The sequence below is a fragment of the Sphaerospermopsis reniformis genome, from assembly GCF_005402885.1.
Classification (GTDB): Bacteria; Cyanobacteriota; Cyanobacteriia; order Cyanobacteriales; family Nostocaceae; genus Sphaerospermopsis; species Sphaerospermopsis kisseleviana.
In genome coordinates, this window is sequence record NZ_BJCE01000572.1 from 1 (window position 1) to 444 (window position 444).

The 444-nt window shown below is 39.4% G+C and carries 1 protein-coding gene; it reads left to right on the top strand.

Annotated elements, in window-relative coordinates:
- The coding region (locus tag FFR48_RS28465; RefSeq protein WP_137669633.1) for a hypothetical protein at positions 1-182 on the top strand (182 nt) is incomplete at its 5' end.
- Between the last annotated feature and the right edge of the window lie 262 nt (positions 183-444).

Consider the following 444-nt stretch of genomic DNA (forward strand, 5'->3'; position numbering starts at 1 on the left):
GTGAAGGTGCAGGTTCTCAAGGATGGGAAAAAATCAGAAAATACCTAATTTATGACTTGGAAGATACGAAATTAATTGCTGATAAATTAGTTCCTTCCTATTACTATGAATCGCTGATAGTACCAGGGATGAATTTACAACAATTATCGCTGACTGGTAATGGTACTAACCCAAGTTGCTAGTTATGGGGAAGAGTGATCGCTAAGGCTGTACTTTGTGAAGGCAGTGGGTGAATAAAGTAGTGCTAGTTGCGTAAATCCTGAAAAGAAAGTCGTAGCTGCATAGGGTGACTGGCTCAAAAATTGTAGTGGTTTAGATCTGGACTTTAGACTAAAAGAGAGCGATCATTAGTGAAAGGGACTGCAAAAAAATCAAGGGATGCCTGTAAGAACAGACACCCCCATAGCGGAAAATGAAAAAAGCACAACCAATTCTCATATAACC